This is a genomic window from Bacillus sp. TH50 (assembly GCF_016650565.1).
Lineage (GTDB): Bacteria > Bacillota > Bacilli > Bacillales > Bacillaceae_G > Bacillus_A > Bacillus_A mycoides.
The window spans coordinates 2,018,375-2,042,268 of sequence record NZ_JAEKFM010000007.1 but is presented as its reverse complement, the minus strand read 5'-3'; the positions used below and the strand labels follow the sequence as shown (position 1 = coordinate 2,042,268).

Annotated in this window: 18 protein-coding genes and 3 pseudogenes; 1 reads left to right on the top strand and 20 read right to left on the bottom strand. The window is 32.2% G+C overall.

Annotated elements, in window-relative coordinates:
• Positions 1 to 210: 210 nt before the first annotated feature.
• Positions 211 to 828 carry an XRE family transcriptional regulator gene (locus JFU23_RS27465; RefSeq protein ID WP_201033320.1) on the bottom strand — a complete coding sequence of 206 codons (618 nt, stop codon included), beginning with the start codon at positions 826 to 828 and terminating at the stop codon, positions 211 to 213.
• Between the two features lie 114 nt (positions 829 to 942).
• On the opposite strand from JFU23_RS27465, the gene JFU23_RS27460 reads away from it, so the two are divergent.
• A complete protein-coding gene (locus JFU23_RS27460; RefSeq protein WP_201033198.1) occupies positions 943 to 1,833 on the top strand; it encodes a DMT family transporter in 891 nt (296 codons plus the stop codon).
• Positions 1,834 to 2,034: 201 nt separating this feature from the next.
• Here the strand turns inward: JFU23_RS27460 and JFU23_RS27455 are convergent, their stop codons facing one another.
• The 19 genes and pseudogenes from JFU23_RS27455 to JFU23_RS27380 form a co-directional block, all read right to left on the bottom strand.
• Positions 2,035 to 2,940 (bottom strand): DUF2935 domain-containing protein, encoded by a 906-nt coding sequence (locus JFU23_RS27455; protein ID WP_002141730.1) that lies wholly within the window; start codon positions 2,938 to 2,940, stop codon positions 2,035 to 2,037.
• A 59-nt stretch (positions 2,941 to 2,999) separates the two neighbouring features.
• Positions 3,000 to 3,203: a hypothetical protein gene (locus tag JFU23_RS30310; protein WP_003189162.1), complete on the bottom strand. Its 204-nt coding sequence runs from the start codon at positions 3,201 to 3,203 to the stop codon at positions 3,000 to 3,002.
• A gap of 294 nt (positions 3,204 to 3,497) precedes the next feature.
• On the bottom strand, positions 3,498 to 3,734 hold the full coding sequence (locus tag JFU23_RS30685; protein WP_242483541.1) for a hypothetical protein: 237 nt from the start codon (positions 3,732 to 3,734) through the stop codon (positions 3,498 to 3,500).
• Entirely contained in the window at positions 3,709 to 5,247 is a 1,539-nt protein-coding gene (locus JFU23_RS27450; RefSeq protein WP_242483540.1) for a TnsD family Tn7-like transposition protein, read from the bottom strand. Before JFU23_RS27450 ends, JFU23_RS30685 begins: the two co-directional genes overlap by 26 nt.
• 161 nt (positions 5,248 to 5,408) lie before the next feature.
• Positions 5,409 to 7,049 (bottom strand): ATP-binding protein, encoded by a 1,641-nt coding sequence (locus JFU23_RS27445; protein ID WP_201033197.1) that lies wholly within the window; start codon positions 7,047 to 7,049, stop codon positions 5,409 to 5,411.
• A complete protein-coding gene (locus tag JFU23_RS27440; RefSeq protein ID WP_207200018.1) occupies positions 7,042 to 9,195 on the bottom strand; it encodes a Mu transposase C-terminal domain-containing protein in 2,154 nt (717 codons plus the stop codon). The genes JFU23_RS27445 and JFU23_RS27440 overlap by 8 nt, the downstream gene beginning before the upstream one ends.
• Positions 9,167 to 10,006, bottom strand: a pseudogene (locus tag JFU23_RS27435) (TnsA endonuclease N-terminal domain-containing protein). The gene JFU23_RS27440 and the pseudogene JFU23_RS27435 overlap by 29 nt, the downstream one beginning before the upstream one ends.
• A 233-nt stretch (positions 10,007 to 10,239) precedes the next feature.
• Positions 10,240 to 11,445 carry a macrolide family glycosyltransferase gene (locus JFU23_RS27430; RefSeq protein WP_201033190.1) on the bottom strand — a complete coding sequence of 402 codons (1,206 nt, stop codon included), beginning with the start codon at positions 11,443 to 11,445 and terminating at the stop codon, positions 10,240 to 10,242.
• A gap of 275 nt (positions 11,446 to 11,720) precedes the next feature.
• A complete protein-coding gene (locus JFU23_RS27425; RefSeq protein WP_374101396.1) occupies positions 11,721 to 12,560 on the bottom strand; it encodes a YitT family protein in 840 nt (279 codons plus the stop codon).
• Positions 12,561 to 12,682: 122 nt separating this feature from the next.
• Positions 12,683 to 13,294 (bottom strand): GTP pyrophosphokinase, encoded by a 612-nt coding sequence (locus JFU23_RS27420; RefSeq protein WP_201033319.1) that lies wholly within the window; start codon positions 13,292 to 13,294, stop codon positions 12,683 to 12,685.
• 35 nt (positions 13,295 to 13,329) lie between these two features.
• A pseudogene (locus JFU23_RS27415) lies at positions 13,330 to 13,951 on the bottom strand (TetR/AcrR family transcriptional regulator).
• Between the two features lie 179 nt (positions 13,952 to 14,130).
• Positions 14,131 to 15,978, bottom strand: a complete 1,848-nt coding sequence (locus tag JFU23_RS27410) for an ABC transporter ATP-binding protein/permease (protein ID WP_307838479.1) — start codon at positions 15,976 to 15,978, stop codon at positions 14,131 to 14,133.
• A gap of 749 nt (positions 15,979 to 16,727) precedes the next feature.
• Entirely contained in the window at positions 16,728 to 18,584 is a 1,857-nt protein-coding gene (locus tag JFU23_RS27405; protein ID WP_201033187.1) for an ABC transporter ATP-binding protein, read from the bottom strand.
• Positions 18,571 to 20,340 carry an ABC transporter ATP-binding protein gene (locus JFU23_RS27400; protein ID WP_201033185.1) on the bottom strand — a complete coding sequence of 590 codons (1,770 nt, stop codon included), beginning with the start codon at positions 20,338 to 20,340 and terminating at the stop codon, positions 18,571 to 18,573. Before JFU23_RS27400 ends, JFU23_RS27405 begins: the two co-directional genes overlap by 14 nt.
• A 132-nt stretch (positions 20,341 to 20,472) precedes the next feature.
• The gene (locus JFU23_RS27395; RefSeq protein WP_201033183.1) at positions 20,473 to 20,883 is read right to left on the bottom strand and encodes a MarR family winged helix-turn-helix transcriptional regulator; all 411 of its coding nucleotides are present in this window, start codon (positions 20,881 to 20,883) and stop codon (positions 20,473 to 20,475) included.
• A gap of 392 nt (positions 20,884 to 21,275) precedes the next feature.
• Complete coding sequence (locus tag JFU23_RS30680; RefSeq protein ID WP_242483539.1) at positions 21,276 to 21,491, bottom strand: hypothetical protein; 216 nt, start codon at positions 21,489 to 21,491, stop codon at positions 21,276 to 21,278.
• Between the two features lie 541 nt (positions 21,492 to 22,032).
• A complete protein-coding gene (locus JFU23_RS27390) occupies positions 22,033 to 22,545 on the bottom strand; it encodes a GNAT family N-acetyltransferase (RefSeq protein WP_060751767.1) in 513 nt (170 codons plus the stop codon).
• Positions 22,546 to 22,731: 186 nt separating this feature from the next.
• On the bottom strand, positions 22,732 to 23,628 hold the full coding sequence (locus JFU23_RS27385) for a GNAT family N-acetyltransferase (RefSeq protein ID WP_201033178.1): 897 nt from the start codon (positions 23,626 to 23,628) through the stop codon (positions 22,732 to 22,734).
• 54 nt (positions 23,629 to 23,682) lie between these two features.
• Positions 23,683 to 23,781 (bottom strand): annotated as a pseudogene (locus JFU23_RS27380) (GNAT family N-acetyltransferase); the annotation flags it as partial.
• Between the last annotated feature and the right edge of the window lie 113 nt (positions 23,782 to 23,894).

Below are 23,894 nucleotides of genomic sequence, written 5' to 3'. Positions count from 1 at the left end.
CGTTTTACTCCTTGTTTATCTGAATTATTTGGTTTGATAGTCATGGAACTATCTTATTTTTTTGTCAAATCTCTCATCTTCTTAAACATACAAAGTGAAAATCAAATGTGTATGCATTTATAGATAGTTGTTTTATTATACACGCGAATCTTTATGTAATTGATACTTTCTATTATGTTACCACTTAGTATGTATCCTTAAGCTACTTCCTTAGCTTAACGAAGGTGTTAATACAAATAAGATGTGATTCATTTCATTACTCTTATTCAAAAATCTATGTTTCACGTTCGGTGGAATACGCACAACATCTCCTTCTTCTAAAAAATATTCATTCCCTTCCAATTCCACATACACTTCCCCTTTCATTACAACTGCAATTTCTTCCTTATCTTCGTGGGAATAGTGACTTTCTGTTGTATTTGCATATCCGTTTAAATCCATCATTAACATTTCAATGCGAGCTTTCATAAAATCTGGTGTTAACACATCATAAACAATATGATCATTATTTTCTCGATATACTTTTTTCCGATCTTTCTTCTTAGAAATAAGTGAGTCTGTATCAATATCATTAATAAAAAGAGTAAACAGCGGTACATTTAATGCTTTCGCTATTAATTCCAATACATTTAAAGAAGGATTGGCATGTCCTCTTTCAATTTGACTAATAAGTGAAGTACTGATTCCTGCATAATCAGCAAATTCACGAATTGTCATATTATTTTTCTTACGATAACTTAAAACAGTTTGACCTAGCCGATAATGAATCATTGTTACAACTTCCTTTCGTCCATCATAATACATCTTTTGTCCCTTTTGTGCTGACATACTAAACAGTGGCAATTAATCCTTCCTTATTTCATCTTAGGCTTATATACTAACTTTTGTACATTATATTATATACAGTTCATTATAATAAACAACCAATCGGAGGGACAAACTTTGAAATCACCTATTCTTTCATATTTCATCTTATTTTTTGGCGTGTTCGCCTTATCTACTTCAGCTATCTTCGTAAAAATAGCCGATGCCCCTGCAGCAATCACTGCTTTTTATCGATTATTGTTTGCTACGGTAATTCTTTTACCGTTTCTAATATTTAATACAAACAATCGAAGCGAACTTCGCTCATTATCAAAAAAGCAATGGGGATTTGGACTCTTATCTGGATTATTTCTATCAGCTCATTATGTACTATGGTTTGAATCATTACAGTATACTTCCATAGCAAGTTCTACAGTTATCGTAACGTTGCAACCTTTATTTTCAATGGTCGGTGGTTATTTTTTATTTAAGGAACGGTTTACGAAAGGTGCGATTATAGGCTGCCTTATTGCAATTTCAGGAAGTATCGTGATTGGGTGGCAAGATTTTCAAATTAGTGGCGAGGCTTTATACGGCGATATTTTAGCTTTTATTGCTGCTGGCGTCATAACAGCTTACTTTTTCATTAGTCAATATGTTCGTAAAGACCTATCCCTAATACCGTACTCGGTAATTAGTTATGGCAGTAGTTCACTCTTTCTCGGTATATTTGCTTACACACAGCAGTCATCTTTCTTCAATTACACTGCACAAACATGGTGGTCCTTTATAGGTCTTGCATTCATTGCAACGATTTTAGGACAAACAATTTTTAAATGGTTATTAAAATGGATGAGCGCTACTGTTATCTCGATGAGTATTTTAGGAGAGACAATTGGAACTTGTATTTTAGCCTATTTCATTTTAGATGAAACAATTTCTTTACAGCAAGGACTAGGAATTCTACTTATTTTCATTGGATTAGCAATATTTTTATTACAACCGAAACAATCAAATCACAATTTATAAAGTGAAACTTTAATCAGTGGGGGTTTTGTTCATCCCCCGCTGATTATTAGCCTTCACCAATCGGGTGTTTACGGGCAGCCCGACTCCCACATAACTTCTTTGCTCCAGCCAAATTTTGAGGTGGGAGTTTTACTGCCCACAAATAGCGGGATAAACAAGAAAAGCATGACATTAGTTTGCCATGTTTTTCTTGTTTATTTATTATTGCGGAGATTGTTCCACTTGCTTTTGCTTTAGCCTTTGCTCCAATACATGAATCATGAAGAGGAAATGCTCTGCCTCTCTTGTAACATGATCAGCAAGCAATGGATTTATGACATTTCGGATTTGACATGTTTGAATTAACTCTAATCCTGCTTTTTTGAAATCCCTTAACTCAACAGTGGCATTTTCACTATCTTTATTCATTTTTCCTATAATCGGATATGTCGGTTCTTTTTGATATAACATCGATTCAACATCTCTAGCTTGGTTAAGCAAAATTTCGAAATCATCACCGAATTTCAACGCTGTATGAACAAGATTTCTTTCCGATTGATCCAGTAATGATCCAATAAAACGTGAGTGTTCCATCATAATTCGTAACCAGAAAACATTCTCGCTAATAATCGCATCTTGAATAGGATCCATCTTGCCTTCATTAAACTTTTGAAGTGTCCGCATAAAATATTCCGCTTCTCGTGCAACATGATCCACTAAAAGTGGAAAATTAAACCCTTTCACTTTACAATTGATGATTAAAATTAGTAAGTTTCTTTTATAATTACGAAAAGCATACACTAACTGAATGCTCTCTTCATTTAATTGCCTTACCGCTTGAACAGTTTGTGGAATAGTAAATGCTTTTTGCAGCTGTCTATCAAACTGATTATAAAACTGTTCTACTTGCTGAATTAAATTTTTATCGTTACGATTAAACCCCTCACCAAGAAACAAAGCATGCTCTTTCATAATACGTAACCAAAATCTATTTTCAGTTATAGATCGTTCAATAAATAATTGTTCTGTTAATGATTCAGATGGAGCTGCTTTCAATTCCGGTGGCAACAGCATAGCTCGCTGTGGGTCCATAATAAAATGTCCAGGAATAGGTTGGTCTGTCGACATTACAATCACTCCTTGTTCCTTGAATGCTCAATTATACTATGTATGAAAATAAATAAAATTTAAATATACTTATGCAATCGTTTTTTCAAGGTTTTTGAAATTTCCACATATGCATTCCCCTTGCACATAGAAATAGATTCTATTAAGTCATATGCTTTCCGGATTGAGATGATTCCTAATGCTTCATCCTTTAAAACATCCTTTAAATAAAAATTGTTCTTTATTTTTAATAAACTGAAAAAAGCATGGCGTCCTTTTGCCATACTTTTTTCAAAACAAATCGATATTTCTGTTCAATTTACACCCCTATTGTTATGTTAAAACAAAGTTGTACATTAAAATGGCTGTATAACCTACTGATTAATGATCCTTTTAAATGACATTAAAACATGGTTGTACATTAACAACTTTAATTCCAAATTAAAATTTGTTTTCTTCTTAAAAGAAAGTTGCGCAATACAAATTTCCGAACTATTCGTTTATAAATAAAAAGCAATGTACCATACATTTATATTAGATGTGTAGTACATTGCTTTTTTTCACATTTCCAAAAATAATTATATATTTCTGTATCTTTTCATTAAGATTGATTGGTTGTGCTCCTTTATCAACCGTTTTATATATTCTTTTATATCCCCTTCTCCTTTTCTTACTGCTACTTTTACACTCGCTGCATCATTTACTTCAGATAAACTAACTACTACATCTTTGAACCTATGTTCAAGTATATATCGAACCCTTCTTTTTTGAAAATCTTGTAAAGATTCTTCAATTGTCGCAATATAATCTTTCAACAGTGGATGATTCTTTTTTCGAACACTTTTTATATACTCCTAATATCTTCGTAACAGCTGAGTACGTTTTTCTAATTAACTTACCTCTAACCTTTTCATATTCTTCCCAATCATTAACTATTTTTTGGGCATTTTCTATATGTACTAAATCTTCTTTATAGTAACTTTCTTTACTTTTTTTCATTGAATTTTTACCCAAAACTTTGGACGGTAAATGGCTTTCTAGCCATATTCTCTCATATTTACTCAACCAAGCATACGCTGCTCGATTTAAATGAGCCAATTCTACTCTTGTATAGGTTGGATAGTTACATCTTAATTGTATCCATTTTTCTTTATAATCCAGTGTTCTCTTTTCTCGCGAAATCTGTAAAGTTTCTTTACTGTCTAGTTTTTTTATTATTTTTTTACGATCCCTTAATATTTTTCGTATAGTAGGTGGTGTAAGTCCTGTTTTCATTGCGATTTCTTTCTGAGTACATCCACTTGATAAAAGCTTATTAAATTCCCTCTCCCATACATTTCCTTTTTCAACAATTCTATTGCTCCAATAAAGGATATTTAGGGAATCTTGTTCTCTTTCTCTAAGTCTATATATGAAACCACAATTACATGTGAAATCTCCTTGTACTTCTCGATTTAATCCATGAACACTAATTTCCACCTTTTTAACGTTTTTTTGCAAATAATGATTAGCTAAAGGATTCATGCATATCCATGGTCCCTTTCCAAAAGGTTCATATATAAATTCATTTTCAAAAAAGTTTTTTACAGAACCACACAAACAACGCATAATCAATATATGTCTAATTGGATGACAAAATCGGATACTACCTTGACCAAAAATATCATTTACCCATGATGATCTTTCATTTATTTGAAATGAAGATTCCAGCATACATAATAGATTTTGCGAATAATGATCTTGAAGTAATTCACTTAAGCGTTGAGTTCTTTTTAACATAGGATATCCGATACCTTTAATCTTCAGGAGTGTCTCATACTTCTCAACATAATAATCTTTCTCAAAAGACGAGAAATTTTCACTTAACAAATACTTTACATCTTCTGCAATCCCTATTAATTCATCCATAAGTTTATTTTCAAAAAACGATTCATTATCTATCCTATCCCTTAGTTTAGGATAGATAAATTTATATGTATACAAGTGTGTGATGTTAGTTGGATGCTTAATTAGAGGTATTTGATGTTTTATACAAACAAAAACTCCTGGAACCTGATGTACTCTATTCCAATAAGCTTCACCATAAAGCTCATATTGTTCCTTTATACATGCTGAACAACAGTATAAATGCTCTTTGGATTTTATATTCCCTTTTTTTAAACTGAATTGATTATGATAAACTTTTGAACCTATTCCTTCATTTAATTGCTCGTACCACTCTTCTGTTTTAAATGGTCTAATCAGTGGTATCAGTGAATGCCTTTCTATAAAATATTTTATAGTATACATATCTGAAAACACTTGTAGATTATCCACTAAATGTTTCAATACACCAACGGATTGGATTCCTAAAAAAAACTACTTTTATCAAATAACTTCTCAAGAGTTTTCCTTTTAGATAAATCTGGACTTCGCATATGATATCTTGAAACTATACTATAAAACAATTCATCTTCATACGGAACAGGAAAATGCTCAAGCAATTAACATCACCTTAATTCTTTATAATTAAATTCTTTTAAAGGATTCTTAATATATCCCTCATTATTTAGGATTTCATATGCAGATTGTTTTTTCTGCTTACCGCCATCAATGAAACCCTTTAATATATTTTTATCCTTCACTATTTCTTTTCTTTTTTTATTTTCTTTCTCTTTCATATACTGCAAAGCATCTTTCATCAACTCATTAATATTAGCGTTAGGTGATTTATTTATTACATATTTTATTGCTATTTCTGCATCTTTTTCATTAATATCTAAGTTTATAAGAGCAAAAATTAACTTCTCTACTTTAGTTGGTTCTTTTTTCAAACGCTCTTGTGCCATTTTTTCTTTTTTATCTTGGAGCCTAGCTCTCATATCGATTACTGGTAGTTTATTTAGAATATAGTCTTGCATATCTAACGATACTATATCTTCATACCCCGCTATCTCAGTTTCACAACCCGATTTAAGAGCTTTAAGCATTGGTTGAACAAGCCTTAAATCTTCCTTACCAACTTTTCTAATTAGCCCTGATGAAATTTTTTCTATCCCCGTTTCAATCGCTCGCCCCTGCGCTAGTAAAAATAGCTTTATAGCGATATCAGTAATCCCCTGGCTCTCTTCGTAAATAACATCCAATAAACCTTGATCAAGTTCTACATATTGCTTTGTCCACTGATAATCCCACATACTTGTAATTAAAACTTCCCAATCTTCCTTATTGCTCATTTGTTGCCAAACCATATCTCCTTGTCCACTACCACGACGTGCTTGCCTAAAATCTTTTTGTAAAAGGCTTCTAGCTCTCATAGTCCCAATTATCATTACCGGTATACCAATTTCATTAATAAGGGTAACGAAAAAATTCATCATTTTCTCTGACGCATCCCCAGTAGCCGCCAACAGATGTTGAATTTCATCTATGATTAATGCACCAACACAATGTAATCTAGAAATTTGTCCCATTCTAGTTACCATTGAGCTTATAGAATTAGAGGACTTACCATAACTTTCAAGGTAGTTTGTTCCAATTAATTTATCTATCTTTTCAAAGAAGCTTTGACATAATGATTTTAACGATCCATCATGCGGACAATTTAATTTTAACCAAACAATTTGAAGCGTATTGAGGGGGTATCTATGCATAATTAGTTGAGGATATAATGAAAGGATTCGTTCTATAGCTGTTGATTTTCCAATACCTGAGAAACCCATTAAGGTAAAACTAGATGCAGTAGTACGTATATCTGCTGACAAATTTAAATTATTTCTTTCTACTAATTGATTATGTAATTCATTTAGCACTTGAATATGTTGTTTTTGGAGAGTGTTCCGGTTCACATATCCATATCGTAAAAATCTTGAAAAACGTCTTTCTAAGTCTAATGTTTGAGCAATTGGTTGAAAAAAACGAGTTAAACGTAATAATGCATGAAATCGATGATGATCTGATAAATTTCTTTCTTTTTCATGATAATTAGGTAAAAAACTAAGTTGATTAAAAGCCTCTTCATATGACAATATACTAGGTAAAGCTTCTATTAAAGGATTCCCCTGATAATCAACTAATTCCTGTGACTGATATTGTGCTATTAAAGCGTATGTCCCATTATCTAACTTAACTTCCCTTAGAGCATCACTCATTTTTACGCCCCCTTCTTTTATTAAATAATTCTTTAACTGAGCGGCGCTTGAATTCATTTTCTTGTTGATCGTCTAAATAAATTCCTTCTGTTAAAGTTTTTTCCTCATTTTTATCTATTTTAAACACTTCATCAGTTCTTCGTACATTCCTCTCCAATTTAGTATGATGACTAATATCTTTAATTTTCTTTACTTTCGTTACATTCTTTGTTTGCTTTTCACTTGTTTCTTTAATCGCTTCTTTAACAATAGATTGAATATTATCAAAAAAGTTAATTTCACTTTGTAATAAACTATGTTCTCTCTCTTTATAATCTTTATTTTCTATAGCGTTTAACTGTTTAACTTCTTCTAAAGTTTTATTTTGATATCGTTCTTGATGCTTTAACAGATAACATTTCTCAAAAATCTCTTCATTCCCTGTATGAATATAAATATGATTCATATTGCGTGGATCATATGAGAAATCTACTTTCCAACTTTTCTTTGTTCTTGCTGTAGAAAACCATGATTGCTGAATTGCTGTATCACAGCTATACAACATTTTTTCAAATCTGATTCCTTTTGCAGTTACCGTAGCACACCCCCTAGGCATTAAGTAAAATTTCATAATATCAGGATGGACGACTCTTAATTTCCCCGCACGATTTTTTACGCCCCATTTCCATAATTCAATCGGTGTGGGTTTTACGTTATCAACTATCATATCTTTATCACGTATGTAATTCTTCATATAGAAATTTTTATTGTAATGCAAAATAAAATTGATAATAATTTTTGTATATTGTTCTATATCGAGTTTCGCCCCTAAACGTGGGTCTTTTGTGCCCCATTTCCCCCAATCTTTTGAAACATACCCAGGTAAAAATGGCCGTATTTTTTCTTGAGATGTATCAAATAGTTTTTCAACAATTCCTTTCCAATCTGGGCGAAAAGATGGATTGTTTTCAATAGTAATATTAAGTCCTTCTATCAAATGATTTACATTATATCTTTCTAATTCTCCTCGATCACCTAAGATGATTTCTGGTAAATGTGCCGCTGGCCAACAATCATCTGTAATAGATATATTATAATTCGCACAAAAATCCTTCTTATTGACAGTAGAATTCAAAAGTGCCATCATCATTCCAATCCATGAAGGTCCTTCTAACCCAACATAAAAACCAGTAATCAAATGCGTAAAGACATCTGTTACGTAGTAAATCGTCGGTCGCTTCAATACCCAGTCAGCATTGTAGCGAGAAACTAAATATACATTAGCAATAGTTGCATCAATTTGATACCTAGATCCTGGTCCAAAAACCTCAAAAGAAGAAGAACCCAAAACAGCCCTATAATCTCTTTCAAATTTCTTTCTTCCATACTTAGCAATTGTAACTTCTTGTATGCGATATTCTTTATTAAACCAATAATAAAACTGTCCCAAAGTAGGTATATTTCCCTCATCCAAAATCTTAATATATTTGGTATTATTTTGATAATATACACTCGACTGAAAGTTATCCCTAATCATCATTTTATAAGCATATGCTAGTGTATTTTCCTGATTTGAAAAATAATAAGACTGTACAGCCCTCTTAAATATTTCTTTTATTTCAGATGTAACATTAACTCCCGTGCTGTTTGTAATTCTAGGTCTACCAGTTTTGTTTCCGTTCCAGTTCTTTTGTTCTCCCTTATTCCCACAATTTTTATAATCCGGAAGTAAACTATCTTTGACTTTCCCTCTTTGCCAATACCTTTTTAAATATTTATAAATAGTCTTATTCGTACAGCCAAATTTTTCTGTTGCTTGCGAAATGAGCTTGCCTCTCCCATTTTTTTTGAAGATATTAGGTTCTTTACTTACTAAATCTTGTATAACCCCCCATGCTTTATCCCTAATTAATTTATCTTTTTCTTTTAATTCTTCATGATTTACAATTGGAAATAGTTCGTTTGTACTTAATTTTATGTACTGTCCATTTGCAAAACCTTCATGAAGATTTCTAACTGTATCTACAAAAGGCATAGCTTTTTCATCATAAACATCAATTAAATATGTAATAACATTACCTTCATCTATCCAGAGCAATCTGTATACCTTTGAATCATCAATTGACTTAAATGTTTCATTAACTGATAATAGAATCACAATTTTCATCACCTCTTTTACTAAAAACTACATCATTTACACTTAAACTTCGTACATTTAATTTTTGAGAACTGATATCTACAAAAAACAACTTCCTAGCTAACAAATGTTTAAAATATTTAATTGACGAACCTTGTTCCAAATTGTACTGTTCCTCAAACTCGTTGCATATTTCCATAAGATTCTTATCGATATTTTGAAACCTCATTAAGTAACTAAAGAAGACTTTTACAAACGTTTCATCTTCAATTTCATCAAGATAATAAGACTTATGAATCCATGAAATATTCTGGGTTATAATGATAGGAATATCCTTTTCTGTTACAATCCCCCAATTAATCCCTTTTCTTTCCTAATATTCTCTTTCTATCTCAAACTTCTCAATTATCCTTTCATTTTCTAATTCACTACTAGGCTTGATAGTTCTAGCTAGATATTTTATGCCATTTCCCTCTCTAACTGTAAGGAAAAAATCTGTTGTTAGTACAATTAACGTTTCATTTTTTGTACAAATAGGATGACAAATTCCTTTTTCCTTAGCAATTTTATATGTAATTTCCCGATTTAACGGAAATTGTTCACGAATATCGATAATTTCTTCTATCCATTCCATTATAAAAAAATAATTTCGCTCTAAATCAGACAATAACTCATGTCTTCTATTTGTTTTCCATCCTTTCAAACGAGAACTATTCCCTATTGAAGAAACATTTCGAATTGTTAACCAGGGTTTATAGTTATTTAATTCCCCTTGTCCTCTACCTTCTTTTATATATTTCTCTATTTTCTTTTCTGTCCAATCATTTTTACGCTTTGCCATTTTTCATCCCCTCTAAAAAAAATTTTATCATTCCCAGTATTGGATATTTTTATGCGTATAATACATATCCTCGTTTATAAAAAAACGGATATTTTTATAAAAATATCCGTTTTCAGACTGTGGAGAAACTCTTCTCCACAGCCTGAAGGGAACTTTCTATATATAGAAAGTTCCCTTCTAGTCTATACAATTCATTAGATTTGTTTCATTATTCATTATTCATTATTTATTATTTATTTCTTATAGTTTGTTTTTGAAAGCACGTGCAGAATTTCATCCACTGCTTTTTTATATCCCCCTGCCATTTGGAAAGAGTCCCTAATTTTACAACTATTTTCTTTGAATTCTTTTCTATATAGTACTGCTTCTGTCTCTTCCCGTAATATTTCTGGGGTTAAGCTCGTTTTGTCTAAATGAACACCCGCTCCTAATTCAGTTACTCTTTTAGCAACTAAGGGTTGATCTCCTGAAATAGGTATTACAACTAATGGTACCCCATAATATAGTGCTTCACTCGAACTATTCATTCCTCCATGTGTAATGAATACATCTGTATGCTTTAATACTTCTAATTGTGGAACATATTTATATAGAATAAAATTCGGAGGAACATTTTTAAATTGCTCTATATCTGTTTTTTTACCAACTGCCAATACAATTGTTGCAGGTATGTCTTTAAAGGCTTCAAAACATTTTTCATATAAAGTTTGTTGTTGATTGAGTATAGTTCCCATAGAGATGAAAATCACTTTTTTATCTTTTAAATCTTCTATAGGAAAATCTCCCACATCATGACGCGGTGTGATAGAAGGTCCGACAAATATAAAAGAATCACCAAATTCATTTGCATACGGTTGGTACTCTTTCGAAGTATATACAATAGTAATATCTCCTGGATTACTTAAAATGTCACGTAAGCTATCGTACATGACTCCGTATTGTTCTTTCCATTTGTTAATAATGTCTATACAATTTTTATTTAAAGGAGATTTTCCGCCTGAATGTTCTGAATTACCTATTTTGAATAACGAAATAGAATCATTAAAAGCAAATGTTGTACATGAAGAAATCTTTGGTAATTGTAAAGCAGATGCTATAATATATCCCACCGCAAAATGATGATCATAAATTACATAATCAAATTGTTCACCTTCGATTTCGGATAAAATATCTTTTATTATTCTATCCATGGCAGAAATCATGTTAAATAACATATCTAACTGATTAGCTTTTTGTTTAACATCCTTATTAATATCTGTTCTTGGGAGAAAGTTTTCATATGTTCGAAATTCGGCACCTGTCTTTTCAATTTTATCTCTATAATCTTCAATACAATAATAGACAACTTGTTCGCCTCGTTGTATCAACTCACTTACAATTCCAATTGTCGGATTCACATGACCTTCTCCGGGGAAATTAATAAAAAGTACTTTTGACATAATAAACACTCCTCATTTATATAACATCATTTATAATTAGCTTAATTAAATATTAAAGTGAAATTATTATTTTTTAGGAATAGAATTACTTACGCAAAGAATAGTAGCGGAAAATTATTAAATATATGATAAGTGAATCGTTTGGGTATTTATGGTAATGGATATATTTTTTATAATTACCGTGGAGAAATATCTTTATATATTAGTTACAAGCGATTGATAGCCGCCTAAATCAATTTAAATAGTAAGCGGCATATATTGTGATATTTTTAACACTAGTGTATATCTCGTTTTTTAAATCGTCCTCCACGTACTTCTGTAATATCTGCTACGGCTAAGAAAGCAGCTGGATCTAGTTCTTCAATTAAAGATTTTAATTTAGCCTCTTCAAGTCGGTTAATAATGCAAAAAATAACCTTTTTGTTATCCCCCGTATAAGCACCTTCGCCGTGAAGATATGTGACCCCACGACCTAATTGTGAATTAATTGCTTCACCAAGTTCTTCCTGCTGTTCACTGATGATCCATACAGATTTCGATTGTTCAAAACCATTAACTACGGTATCAATTGCCTTCGATGCAATGACATAAGCTAAAATGGAATACATTGCGCGATCCCAACTGAATACGAATCCTGCGGCTCCTAAAATAAAAACATTAAAAAACATAACAATTTCCCCTACAGAAAAAGGAATTTTTTTATTAATTAGAATTGCCAGGATTTCTGTACCATCTAATGCCCCGCCATATCTAATGACTAGACCAACCCCAACACCAAGTGCCATGCCTCCAAAAATAGTAGCAAGAAGAATATCATCTGTAAATGCAGGAATTGAGTGAAAAAGTGTAGTTAAAATTGATAAAGTTAAAATACCAAAAACAGTAGAAAACGCGAAGGTTTTTCCAATTTGTTTATGGCCCATAAAAACAAAAGGAAGGTTTAATATAAATAGGAAGATACCTAAATTTAATCCGGTGAGGTGAGAAAGCATAATCGAGATTCCGGTAATGCCTCCATCAATAACTTGATTAGGAATTAAGAAAATTTCGAGTCCTGTGGCCATTAATAGCGCTCCAATGATTATAGCTATAGCCCGCTTAATAATTTGAAACATAGGCAATCGTTGATGTTGTAGTTTTCTTTGTGCAGTTTCAGCCAAACGCATGCATCTCCCTCAAAAATTTTTTATTTCTATACTTAAAGATTCTTTTCCTTGCCTGGGTTCCATATCATTGTTTAACAATTTAAACCTTTTACTTTTTTATGGATATCTTTCATTTTTTCATCCAGAGATTTTACCGTTTCCGCTGCCTCTTTAAGTTCTTTTTCAAGGTAGCAAGGGATTTCTTTATCATACTTATAATAAATTTTATGTTCTAGGCTAGCCCAAAAATCCATTGCTAAGGTACGAAGCTGAATTTCAACATAAACCTTCTCTACACTTTTGGATAGTGTCACAGGAATCTGAACAATTACATGTAAACTTTGATATCCATTTGGTTTTGGGTTTGTAATATAATCTTTCACTTGTACAATCTCAATATCATTCCGGTTAGATAATTGCGAATAGATATCATAGATATCACTTACAAAAGGACAAATAATTCTCATCCCAGCAATATCATACAAATGTTCTTTCGTATTTAACAGGGAAGGAGCAATTTTCTTTCTATCAAGTTTTGATTGAATACTTTCTAAAGATTTGAGTCTGGTCTTAATATGTTCAATTTGATTGTGATTATTTAAATATTTTGCTTCCTCAGCTATAATAGTGATTTTTGTTTTCATTTCGTCTAAAGCAAACTTATAAGGTAATAAAAACTGACCCCATTTTTGCATATCTTCCATTTGGAATTCCCTCATTTCTTTGACTTCTAAAACTTTCATTTATTTGCCCCTTTATAAAGCCCCTTTTTAAGCAAAGAAAGTTCTAAAGCATAATTTTTCACAGACTCATCGAAAGGGATTTCCTTTGCAAAATTTTGAATAAGATTTTGAAATGTCACCGCCATGATAATCTTCATGATATGGAATATTTCTCGTTCTTCTATAATGTTCAATTTTTCTGTATTTATCAAAATCATGATTTCTGATAATCGACTCTTATAGTTTTCCTCGTTCACATTTCGGGTCAATGTATTTTCAACTTTATGATTCATATTCAAAAAGGCATTTCTAAAAAAATTTCTATTTTCTAGGTTTTGAAATTTCGTTAGCATATATTGGTATAACTCAATGTATGCGTCAAATAAATCCCCATCCTTTTCTTTTAATATCGAAATGAATTTTTCATTGTCTCTTTTGGAATATTCATCTAATAAAAAGAAGAAAACATCTTCTTTACCCTCAAAGTATTGATAAAAGCTCCCCCTCGGTATTCCAGCATCTTTGATGATATTGGAAATCGATGCTTCGAATAATGGAACTCTTGAAAATTCTTTCATTGCTGCCTGAATTAATGCTTCTTTTTTCACTTGCTAAATTAAAAAATGTTTGTTTAGGCATTTTTTCCTCCGATCGAATGAATGACAATGTGTCATTCCCATTTATAAATATGGATCTTTTTCATTATTAATATTCTATAAAGCGAAAGAGTTCATTTAAGTCCTGTTAATGGAGACTCTTCATTATCCTAAGGTTAACACAAATTATATTTGTGTTAACCTTAGATACAAAAGACTATTCTATTCGAACCTAAGTGATTCCATTGGATCCAGCTTTGCAGCTTTGGACGCTGGCATAATTCCTGCTATTACACTTACAACTATACTTACCGCTATACCCAGTAACATATTTTGAGCTGTTAGATTGATAAGCTCTGCACCAAAGCTATTTGATAAAAGGGTATTCCCAATCAAACTAATTACACTGGCACCTGTCACAGCTATTAAACCACTAAATAAACCAAGCAACGCGGATTCTGAGAAGAAAATTCGTTTTATGTCTTTCTTTCTCGCTCCTACAGCGCGCAATATTCCTATTTCTTTTGTTCTTTCAACTACACTGATATATAAAACGACTAAAATCATAATACCTGAAACAATTAGAGAGATTCCCGAAATTCCTGCTAAGAGTGCAGTAGCCATATCTAAATAGGATGTAACTTGTTTAAGCATTTCAGCCATTTGGGAACTTTCAAATCCATAGTTGCCTAATTCAGTTTTAATTTCTTCTACCTGTTCTTGTTTTTCAGCAAAAGCATTGATTTGAGTAGGGCTTAAAGTCAATCCTTGCTTTGCATATGTTTTTTCTAACGTTTCATATTGTACATACGCCATAGTTGTTCCTTGTGGTCCCATACTTTCAGCTTTATATATACCGGATACTTTTAATTTATTTTCGATAGTAACTGGTTTGTTGCCCTGTCCTATTTCGTTCACATAGACACTTATTTCTTTGCCAATTAATGACTTGTAGTCTTCCCCATTGCTTAATGATTTTGCTAGTGCTGGTGTTAAAAGAACTTCATTTTCGCTAGGAAGACTCCCTTTTTCTAAATTTTCTTTTTTTATAGAATCGGTCATTGTTGAAAATTTCATAATATCTGAACGCTTATCTCCATATAATGCACTACTTTTCATGTCAAAAGATGATACTTTTTCGATACTCTTAACATGCTCGATATTTTTAATTTTTTCAATATCTTCTTCCTTTAAAGGATCTTTTGCCGCTAGCATGGACATGGAATTGTCAGCCTTATCTTCTTTTCCTTTTGTAACTTCAACCATTAAAGGGTTCATGCTGGAGTTGATTTCATCATTGATATACTTTGTAACACCGCTACCTAAAGACAACATCAAAATAACACTTAATATACCGATGGAACCACCTAAAGCAACTAGTATGTTTCTTTTTGCATTCAATTTCATATTTTTTAACGCAAGTTTGAGTGAAGAAGTTAGACTTAGACTTTTGGATTTCGCTTGTTTAGTCTTTTTGTTAGATGGATAACTCTCCTTCAGGTTTATATCTTCGATAATTCTACCGTCATCGATTTTCACAATCCTACTACCAGAATCGGCAACCTTTTGAGAGTGAGTTACAGTAATTACGAGCCTTCCTTTCTTTGCAATATTATCTAATAGTTCTAGTATTTGTTGACTTGTTTCTTTGTCCAAAGCTCCTGTTGGCTCATCAGCCAAGAGGATGTCTGGTTCGTTTGCTAATGCACGTGCGATTGCTACACGTTGTTTTTGCCCTCCAGAAAGTTGATTTGGCTTTTTCATCATATGTTCTTTTAAGCCAACTTCAGCTAAAAGTTCTTTTGCTCTTTCGTTTCGTTCTTTTTCGCTTTTACTTGCCATCTGCATCGCAATCGTTACGTTCTCTAACACGCTCAAGTGAGGAATTAAATTAAAACTTTGGAAAACAAATCCAATTTTACTTTTTCGATAATCATCAATTTCATATTCCTTCATGGTCTTTAGGTTCTTTCCTTCTACAAGAACCTCTCCCTTAAAGTCAGAATCCATACCGCCAATGATATTCATTAATGTTGATTTTCCACATCCTGATTCACCAAGTATAGACACGAACTCCCCTTATTAAAGGTTAAATTTATATCATGGAGAATTGTTGACTTTTCTTTTTTATATATGGTGTATGATTTATTAATATTTTTAACTTCTAATAAATTCATTTATGCTCCTCCTAATAAAGTTGATTTTTTTATGATTTAGAAAAACTCTTATTGTTCCGCTTGAGATATTCTTCTAATAAAATGAGGGAAATATCTGTAATCAAAATACTGATAAATCAACAAAGTCTTGTTTAAGAATACTATTACGCTCCAATCCAACCAACATATGACAATGTGTCACAACTGGGTATAAATCAATACTACATGACAACGTGTCATACGTCAAAGGAAAAATATGACACGTTGTCATATTGGTTTAACCAAAACTTATTAGGAAGTGAATCGACTTTTGGACTTCTAGATGCATGGAGATGATATCCATCCGCAAAATGTGCCACCTGACACTTTGAAGATTTAATGTATAAAAAAAGTAAGCTCCATTTTTAATTTAATGGAGCTTTACATATTTGCTAATTTTTTTGACCTTTGGCACAACTGAATAGTATGCCAAACATAAGATATTTAAATTACATGAGCAATAATCTCAAAACTCGTCTTTGTTCAACCAACCCCATCCAGTAAATTAATTTTATAGTCTGGAAAGAGTCTATATCTATTTCTAGCCCTACCTACTAAACCTTCATACTTCATTCACCAGCTTTTAGCCTCAAGGATCCTGAGAAAGAAGTTAGTAATCAATACTTAAGAGACTGATTCAAATTGACTATTATACAGATCCGCATAGAATCCACCTTTCGCTAGTAACTCCTCATGGTTTCCTGTTTCTAAAATGTCTCCCTCTTTCATAACTAAGATCAAGTCAGCATTTTTTATCGTCGAAAGACGGTGTGCAATGACAAAGGATGTTTTCCCAACTGTTAAACGATCCATTGCTTTTTGAATTAATAATTCCGTACGTGTATCAACTGAGCTCGTAGCCTCATCTAGAATTAATAATGGGGCATTTTCAATCATCGCACGGGCAATCGTAATTAATTGTTTTTGTCCAGCTGATAAATTCGCTTTATCATTTAATAAGGTATCATAACCTTTAGATAAGTTTTTAATCGTATTATGCAGCCCAACTGCTTTGCATGTTGCTATGATTTCTTCATCTGAAACATTTTCCTTGGAATAGACAATATTGTCGCGAATCGTCCCTTCGAATAGCCATGTTTCCTGAAGTACCATACAGAATAGATCATGCACATATTCACGAGTTAATTGATTTATAGGAACACCATCAATAGTAATTTCTCCACTGTTGAGTTCATAGAATCGCATTAATAAATTGACTAATGTCGTTTTTCCAGCGCCCGTTGGACCTACGATAGCTACTTTTTGTCCTGCATTCACTTTAGCAGAGAAGTCTTTTATGATTAGACGATCTTTATCATAGCCAAATTTAACATTATTAAATTCCACATCCCCTTTGACATTGTCTAATCTCATTGTTTTTTCACTTTCATCTGACAATTCTTCTTCTGCTAAAAATTCAAATACACGTTCACTTGCTGCTGCTGTAGATTGCAGATTCGTTGCAGCTTGTGCTAATTGTGATAAAGGCTGTGTGAACAAACGAATATAGACCATAAAGGCAACGATTGTTCCAATTGTAATTACACCATTTGTCACAAGTAATGCACCAACAATACAAACTGCTACATACCCAAAGTTCCCGATAAATTGCATGATAGGCATCATAATCCCAGACATAAACTGTGATTTCCAAGCATTATCAAAAAGACGATCATTGATTGTATGGAATAATTCTTTTGCTTCCTTTTCGCCGTTATATGCTTTTACGATATGGTGACCTGCATACATTTCTTCAATATGTCCATTAATTTTCCCAAGTTCAGCCTGCTGCTGTACGAAGTATTTTTGAGAACGCTTCATAATCAATGTCATTAGAATAAATCCAATTAAGGTTGCAACAATTCCTGTTATAGCCATAATCCAGTTTGTATAGAACATCATTATCAATGCGCCGACAAAAGTTGCGATTGCCGTTACTAATTGTCCTAGGCTGTTATTTAGCGTTTGGCCAATTGTATCAACATCATTTGTTACACGACTTAATATATTTCCATAACTCGTTTTATCAAAGTAACTTAAAGGGATTCGATTCATTTTTTGCGATAATTCTGTACGCATTTTTTTTGTGATTTTTTGTGTTACCGTTGCCATTATAAACCCTTGTATATAATTAAATACCAAACCTAATCCGTAGAGAACCACTAAAATGATTCCAATATTTTTGATTGCACCTAAATCAATGTCACCCCTAATCCCTTCTTGGATAATGTCGGTCATTTCACTTAATTTTTCTGGGCCATATACATTAAATGCAGAACCGACAAAAGCTAATATTAAGGCGAAAATAACAATGGGTACATAAGACTTACAGTAGGAAATCAGCTGTTGAATCGTTTTTTTGAAATTGTTTACTTTTTGTCCTTGGGCCCTGCCACCCATTGGACTATGCCCTCCGCCCATCTGTCTCTCATTTTTTGAGTTTTTTTCATGATCTCCAATGGTATAATCATTTTTGGCCATCAGTCAATTCCTCCTTCGAAAGCTGAGAATATGCAATCTCTTGATACGTCTCGCAGTTATCCATTAATTGTTCATGTGTTCCATTCCCAACTACTTCTCCCTCTTCAAGGACAATAATGCGGTCTGCATCTTTAATTGTTCCGATGCGCTGTGCAACAATTAAGGTAGTGGCATCCTTCGTTTCTTTTCTTAAAGCAGAACGTAGAACCCTGTCTGTTTTGTAGTCTAATGCCGAAAACGAGTCATCGAATATATATATTTCAGGTTTTCGATAAATTGCACGAGCAATGGATATACGCTGTTTTTGTCCCCCAGATACGTTTGTACCACCTTGTGATATCTGCCCTTCATATTGTCCTTCAAGTTTTTCCACGAATTCTTTCCCTTGTGCAATTTCCAATGCTTCTTTGACAGCATTTAGTGACGAATCCATATGTCCAGATTCTCCATAGGAAACGTTCGAAGTTACAGTACCACTGAATAACACAGACGATTGTGAAACATAACCAATTTTATCGTGTAGAGTTTCTTGTCTGTAATTCTTTACATTTATGCCATCAACCAATACTTCCCCTTCAGAAACATCATTGAAACGAGGAATTAAATTTACCAAACTTGTTTTTCCACTCCCCGTGGATCCAATAAAAGCTACCGTTTCTCCTTTTTTTGCAGTAAAGCTAATATTACGAAGAATATGGTTCTCTGAATCTGGATATTTAAAGCTAACATTGCGGAACTCAATCTCTCCCACAATACCTGGTTTTCCTTCTGTAACTGTACCCTCTTTAATTTTCGCTTCTGTTTCAAGTACTTCCATAATACGTTTTGCTGATACCGTAGCACGAGGTAACATAATAAAAATCATACTTACCATCATAAACGCCATTACAACTTGCATGGCATACGCTGAGAAAACAACTATATCCGAGAAAACTGTAATTCGATTTATCATCTGTGCTTCGTTAATCAAATAAGCACCAATCCAATAAATTGCAACACTTAAACCAGACATAATCGCAGTCATTCCTGGTCCAATAATTGCCATTAAACGATTGGTAAAAAGATTTGTTTTTGTTAATTCCATATTAGCTTTTTCAAATTTATTTTCTTCATAGCCCTTAGCGTTATAGGCACGTACGACGCGCATCCCTGTTAAGTTCTCACGAGTTACACGGTTTAAATTATCAGTAAGAGTTTGGATGATTTTGAACTTTGGTATTGCAAATAGAATAATCACAGCTAACATCATGCATAAAACGACAACTGCTATACCTGTCGCTGTTGTCAATTGCCAGCTCTTTCCTGAAATTTTCATGATTGCCCAAACAGCTAGAATTGGTGCTTTTACAATTATCTGTAATCCCATTGCCACAATAAATTGAATTTGCGTAACATCATTAGTTGAACGAGTAATCAAGCTTGCTATCGAAAAACGATTAATTTCTTCCAACGAAAAAGATAAAGTTTTATCAAAAACTAATCCGCGTAGACGCTTTGATAATCCCGCTGCAACCTTAGCAGCAAAGTATCCTACGATAACGGCAGTAACCATACTTCCTACTGCACAGAGTAGCATATATGCTCCAGGTCCAATAATTTGAGAAAAGTTCGTACCTTCCATTTGGATTAATGTCGTGATTTCAGCCATATAGTCCGGTAGCTTTAAATCCAGCCAAACCTGTACCGTAATGAATGCTATACTTAATAGAACAAGTATCCATTCATTCCTTTTCAAATATTTAAATATTTTCAACATATCAATTCCCCTTTTATCTTACAGTGTAAGATATATAATAAATTTTTATGCAGTCCAGTGTTGAACTGCAAATTTAATAATACTCATGAAAACTGCCTATTTTTCAAAATCTATAAGGTGTTTTATATATTATTATGAGAACAAACGTTTTGAAAGCTCTACAAACTTCTGCGCGTCTTCTTTCCCAAGCTTTTGCAGTCTCATTTCCATTTTCTTAATTCCTTGCTCGTGTTTCTCTAAGATGATTTGTTTACCAGCCTCCATAATATATACATTGACTCTACGCTTATCCGTAGAATCCGTACGGCGCTCAATTAAATTCTTTTTTTCAAGACCTTTAAGAGCGGTAGCAATTCGGCCAGTACTTACAAATAAAGCCTCACTTAATTGTCCAGAGGTTACTCCATCCTTTTTAAACGTTAAATACACCAAAATCCCCATTTCGCCACGAGAAAATTCTTGCGGATCAAGTGGTCCCATCGATCTATTTTGTGCTTTTACCATAAATTCAAAAAACTCTGCTGCCAACTTTTTATAAAACATTGAGTCCCCCCCCTTTTTTTATTATCTTATAGTGTAAGATAATATCCTTTTATATTTAGATTGTCAAATAATTTTTTAATCCCTATATCAAACTTTTTAATACATAATCGGAAGTAGACAGCAATTTCTCTCACTTTATTTTTAGTGCCTTAAGATAAGTTAAATTGTTATAAGAACTGTGTAAAGATAAATTTTTTCTTTTTAGGGTACCTTAAAATTTCCTGTATTTAATCGTTGCGTGTGGTGTGTAAGGAATAGCTTGTTAAATGTTATTTTTAAAGATAGGTTATTGGGTATGTATGTTAACCCCTAAACATAAAAATTTGAAGCATAAGTTTGCCGCAAATAAAAAGAACCATAACCTTGCCAAGGTGGCAAATTTATGGTTCAAATCACAGAAAGGCGTTTATAAAGTGTGTACCATTAACTCCCCCTCCCATCTTACCATTCCATCCTTCCTCTCCTAAATCTTGTTCTTCATTCCCTGTCAATTTTGATGCTCTCTCAACTTTTTTCCCATATGTATATACAGATCTGACTATAAATTTACCTGAAGGTTCATGAATAGAGGACCTTATTCCATGAAGGTTAATCTCTTCTTCAGTCAATTCTGAAAATGTAGCATGGAAAGTTATTGGGGTAGAAGTATCATGCCTATAATATAAATTTTTATCCAGTTTTAAGTTACTTGACCCAAAGGTACATAAAGCTTCTAAAACTGTACTTTTACTGCAATTATTTGGTCCTATAATAATCTACATTTTTTCAATATCCAAACTTAATTCCTTTATACCTTTAAAATTCCTAATCATTAGTTTAGTTAATTTCACTATTTTTCCCTCCTCTATTATTAATATATTATCATTTTCTCTTATAAAAAATTTTAATTTTATAAATTTTCTTTCTTTTTTAAATGATGATTGGATGTGTAAATATTTTAATACTCTGAGCATAATAAAAAGCATGACCATTATATATCATGCTTTTTTTACTTTAATGTATTATTTTCTCTTAATTTTACAATAAGTATATAGTTATAAATCTTACACTCCTCATTTAATCAATCAAAAATGTATCTTTCAATGTACCACTTTCTTTTAAAATGTATAACTTTGTTTTAAATTGTACTACTTTCTTTTAATTTCACACCTATTTATTATGTACAATCAAACCATTTGGTCTAAAACGACTCATCATGATTTCGTTAACAAAATTCCCATGAGCCTTCAAATTCCCAACCTTTACACCCTCTTCGATAAATCCAAATTTTTCATATAATACTTTGGCTCTAGGATTCGTTTCTAATACACCAAGTTCCACTCGTTCTAACATTAGCCAATTATCAGCTAAATCAAGCATTTTTGTAAGAAGTGCTTTTCCAATTCCTTTATTGTGATACTCACTATCTACTCCGATGAATAAATCACCCGAGTGAGATCTTCGCCCTGGACTTTGGGTTAAACCGACAAATCCAACAACTTCTCCATCATATTCTGCTACAAATTCAAATTGATTCTGTGCTAAATTTCGAATTCTATTCTCCATTGCATCTACACGCATACTAGGTAAGAAAACCATATAAGGTAAAACATCATCTTGTATGCATATACGATGAATTGCTCTAGCATCTTGTGTTTCTACTGCTCTAACGTTAATCTCCATCTTTTTCCCCTCCATTCAAATATTCATATTCTAATATCCCATATTAAAATCCTGCCAACCCTTATTTCTTTGTGTTATTTTTATATAATTATTTCGATATAATATTTGCTTTTTGAACATCATCTCTTATATTCCCTCTCGTTCAAAATGAAAAAATCACTTAGAATATGCTAAGTGATTTTTCATTTAATTTTTCACCCTATTATACAACTCAAGCAGTTCTTCTGCTGAAATACCATTTATTTTCATACCGGTAATATCACAATTTTCTATTTCAATATTTTTCAGATTACTACTACGTATTGTAGTACTTTCCAAATCACATCTATCAAATGAAATAGGATCTTTATCCTCTCCAAGGCTTGTATCTCTAAATTGAACTCCACCTAAAGTCACAAAATTAAATTTACTGCCAGAAATATTTAACTCTGCATATGAGGAATTTCTAAAATTAATATTTCTAAAGGTTGATTGACTTACATTACTGCTAACATATGAACTATTTTTTAAATTTACTTGATAATACTCTGTATTTGCCAAATTACAGTTTTCGTATTGACCATTTTTCATATCTTTATTTTTAACTAAGTTTTCTTCGCTTAAAGCTATCTTTATTTTTTTCACATAACAATACTCATCTTCCGTTTCAAAAATTGTTTCATAGCCCATTTTTTTATAAAAATGATGATTATTAATCTGTCTACTAGACGTCTCAAGATCCCAAATTCTTACGCTTGGAAACTCTTCTTCTATAAAATCAATAACCTGTGCTCCAATTCCTATTCCTTGATGTTTAGGATCTACAAATATACGATCAATTCTACCGTAAGACTTACCAGAAATCGTAACTATAATTCCCCCGATAATTTCTTTATTCACTATCACTTTGAAAGATTCCAGTTCTTCAATCGAATATTTCATCATTTCAACTGATGAATATCCTGGTGGTTGAATGTTATAATCAATTACACCATCTTGATCATACAACCATTGTTTTGCTTCTTCATCGAATGTTCTTTTCATTATTTCTGTCAACTTTTCAGCATCTAAAATTGTAGCTTTTTCAATAGATATTATCGTCATTTTGTTTTCCCCTTAAATGTTACAAACCAATAACTTATATGTACAACAAAGCTATTAATTCACTTTTGTTTTTAATACTTTTCCCATTATTACATAAGGAACATCATCTTTACTTGGATGAAACGGTTCCAATACATTTACCCAATCTAATTTTCCATTCATCACTCCTATTTTTAGCGATTATATTTACTAGCATTTATAAAAAAATTACAAAATAAAGAATATTAAAACGGAATATTTATCTTCTCATTCATTTGCTAAATACA